The organism is Streptomyces sp. CB01881, from assembly GCF_002953255.1.
Classification (GTDB): Bacteria; Actinomycetota; Actinomycetes; order Streptomycetales; family Streptomycetaceae; genus Kitasatospora.
The window spans coordinates 7553370-7556210 of the sequence record NZ_CP026498.1; the positions used below are offsets into that span (position 1 = coordinate 7553370).

6 protein-coding genes are annotated in these 2841 nt (G+C 67.4%); all 6 read left to right on the forward strand.

The annotated features are described in order from the left end of the window. On the forward strand, positions 1-300 hold a 300-nt coding region (rplC, locus tag C2142_RS40235; RefSeq protein WP_241002730.1), incomplete at its 5' end, for a 50S ribosomal protein L3. 4 nt (positions 301-304) lie between these two features. Next, positions 305-982, forward strand: a complete 678-nt coding sequence (gene rplD, locus C2142_RS22945) for a 50S ribosomal protein L4 (RefSeq protein WP_148644391.1) — start codon at positions 305-307, stop codon at positions 980-982. Next, positions 982-1299, forward strand: a complete 318-nt coding sequence (gene rplW / locus C2142_RS22950; protein ID WP_030280768.1) for a 50S ribosomal protein L23 — start codon at positions 982-984, stop codon at positions 1297-1299. Before rplD ends, rplW begins: the two co-directional genes overlap by 1 nt. A gap of 43 nt (positions 1300-1342) precedes the next feature. Continuing rightward, positions 1343-2179 (forward strand): 50S ribosomal protein L2, encoded by an 837-nt coding sequence (rplB, locus tag C2142_RS22955; protein ID WP_148644392.1) that lies wholly within the window; start codon positions 1343-1345, stop codon positions 2177-2179. A gap of 11 nt (positions 2180-2190) precedes the next feature. Beyond that, positions 2191-2472, forward strand: coding sequence for a 30S ribosomal protein S19 (gene rpsS, locus C2142_RS22960; RefSeq protein ID WP_030055821.1), 282 nt, complete (start codon positions 2191-2193; stop codon positions 2470-2472). Positions 2473-2529: 57 nt separating this feature from the next. After that, positions 2530-2841, forward strand: a 312-nt coding sequence (gene rplV, locus C2142_RS22965; protein WP_148644961.1) for a 50S ribosomal protein L22, incomplete at its 3' end; no start/stop codon positions are given.

Here is a 2841-nt window from a genome sequence, read left to right on the forward strand (position 1 = left end):
CCGGCACCTGGCAAGGGCTTCGCCGGTGTCATGAAGCGCCACAACTTCCGGGGCCTCGGCGCCGGTCACGGTGTGCAGCGCAAGCACCGCTCGCCCGGCTCGATCGGTGGCTGCGCCACCCCGGGTCGCGTGTTCAAGGGCGTACGGATGGCCGGCCGGATGGGCCACGAGCGTGTGACCACCCAGAACCTGACCATCCATGCCGTTGACGCGGAGAAGGGGCTGCTCCTGATCAAGGGCGCAATCCCGGGCCCGAACGGCGGCCTCGTCCTCGTCCGCACCGCGGCGAAGGGGCTGTGAGGATATGAGCACCATTGACATCCTGTCGCCCTCGGGCGACAAGACCGGCAGCCTTGAGCTGCCGGCCGAGATCTTCGACGCGAAGGTCAGCGTTCCGCTGATGCACCAGGTCGTCGTGGCGCAGCTCGCTGCGGCCCGTCAGGGCACCCACAAGACCAAGACTCGTGGCGAGGTCCGCGGCGGCGGCAAGAAGCCGTACCGCCAGAAGGGCACCGGCCGCGCCCGTCAGGGCTCGACCCGTGCGCCGCAGTTCGCCGGCGGTGGCGTCGTGCACGGTCCCGTGCCGCGCGACTACTCGCAGCGGACCCCGAAGAAGATGATCGCCGCCGCCCTGCGCGGTGCGCTCACCGACCGGGCCCGCCACAGCCGCATCCACGTCATCACCGACGTGACCGCGACCGAGGCGCCGTCGACCAAGGCCGCCAAGAGCCTGTTCGGCAAGATCACCGACCGCAAGAACGTCCTCCTGGTCGTCGAGCGTGCGGACGAGCTGGGCCTCAAGTCCGCTCGTAACCTGCCGAACGTGCACATCCTGGACGCCGGTCAGCTGAACACCTACGACGTGCTCGTCTCCGACGATGTGGTCTTCACCCAGGCCGCCTTCGAGCGCTTCGTGGCCGGTCCGGCCGCGTCCGCCAAGGCCGTTGCCGCTGAGGGCGAGCTCGAAGGGAGCGCCGCCTGATGAGCGACGTTACGAGCAAGACGTTCACGGACCCCCGTGACGTCCTGGTGAAGCCGGTCATCTCCGAGAAGAGCTACAGCCTTCTCGACGAGAACAAGTACACGTTCATCGTGTCGCCGGGCGCCAACAAGACCCAGATCAAGCAGGCCGTCGAGGCGGTCTTCTCGGTCAAGGTCGAGGCTGTCAACACGATCAACCGTCAGGGCAAGCGCAAGCGCTCCAAGACGGGCTTCGGCAAGCGCAAGGACACCAAGCGCGCCATCGTGACGCTGGCTGAGGGCAACCGCATCGACATCTTCGGTGGTCCGGTCTCCTAACGGAGATCGTGATCGTCGATAAGGACGAGGACGAGAGAGCCAAATGGGCATCCGCAAGTACAAGCCGACTACGCCGGGCCGTCGTGGCTCCAGCGTGGCCGACTTCGTAGAGATCACGCGGTCCACGCCGGAGAAGTCGCTGGTTCGCCCCCTGCACAGCAAGGGCGGCCGTAACAACGCCGGTCGGATCACCGTTCGCCACCAGGGTGGCGGACACAAGCGCGCCTACCGCGTGATCGACTTCCGTCGTCACGACAAGGACGGCGTGCCGGCCAAGGTCGCGCACATCGAGTACGACCCGAACCGCACCGCGCGCATCGCGCTCCTGCACTACGCGGACGGCGAGAAGCGCTACATCGTCGCGCCGCGCGGCATCGCGCAGGGTGACCGGATTGAGAACGGCCCCGGCGCCGACATCAAGCCCGGCAACAACCTGCCGCTTCGCAACATCCCGGTCGGTACGACCATCCACGCGGTGGAGCTGCGTCCCGGTGGCGGTGCCAAGATGGCCCGCTCCGCCGGTGCCGGCATCCAGCTGCTGGCGCGTGAGGGCAAGATGGCGCACCTGCGCATGCCCTCCGGTGAGATCCGCCTGGTCGACGCGCGCTGCCGCGCGACCGTCGGCGAGGTCGGCAACGCCGAGCAGTCGAACATCAACTGGGGCAAGGCCGGCCGTATGCGCTGGAAGGGCGTTCGCCCGACCGTGCGTGGTGTCGCCATGAACCCGATCGACCACCCGCACGGTGGTGGTGAGGGTAAGACCTCTGGTGGTCGCCACCCGGTCTCGCCGTGGGGCCAGAAGGAGGGTCGCACCCGTCGCCCGAAGAAGGCGTCGGACGCTCTCATCGTGCGCCGCCGCAAGACCAACAAGAAGCGCTAGGAGCAGGTCAGATGCCGCGCAGTCTCAAGAAGGGCCCCTTCATCGACGGCCACCTTCTCAAGAAGGTGGACGCGCAGAACGAGGCGGGTACCCAGAACGTCATCAAGACCTGGTCCCGTCGCTCCGTGATCTTCCCGGCCATGCTCGGCCACACGATCGCGGTTCACGATGGTCGCAAGCACGTCCCGGTGTTCGTCACCGAGTCGATGGTCGGCCACAAGCTGGGCGAGTTCGCTCCGACCCGCACCTTCCGCGGCCACGTCAAGGACGACCGCAAGTCGAAGCGTCGCTAGTCGCCTGAGCTTCACCGCCAGAACGACTCAATGACTTACTCCATTAAGGGGACAACCATGGAAGCCAGGGCCCAGGCGCGGTACATCCGCGTCACGCCCATGAAGGCCCGCCGCGTGGTGGACCTCATCCGTGGCCTGCCGGCCACGGAGGCCCAGGCCGTCCTGCGTTTCGCTCCGCAGGCCGCCACCGTGCCGGTCGGCAAGGTGCTCGACAGCGCCATTGCCAACGCCGCGCACAACTACAACCACTCCAACGTGGACGACCTCGTCATCAGCGAGGCGTACGTTGACGAGGGTCCGACCCTGAAGCGGTTCCGTCCGCGTGCCCAGGGCCGCGCCTACCGGATCCGCAAGCGGACCAGCCACATC

What these genes read in the sequence shown, in the direction of transcription:
- rplB (WP_148644392.1), top strand. Translation starts at nt 1,343, where the DNA reads ATGGGCATCCGCAAGTACAAGCCGACTACGCCGGGCCGTCGTGGCTCC.
- rplW (WP_030280768.1), top strand. Translation starts at nt 982, where the DNA reads ATGAGCGACGTTACGAGCAAGACGTTCACGGACCCCCGTGACGTCCTG.
- rplD (WP_148644391.1), top strand. Translation starts at nt 305, where the DNA reads ATGAGCACCATTGACATCCTGTCGCCCTCGGGCGACAAGACCGGCAGC.
- rpsS (WP_030055821.1), top strand. Translation starts at nt 2,191, where the DNA reads ATGCCGCGCAGTCTCAAGAAGGGCCCCTTCATCGACGGCCACCTTCTC.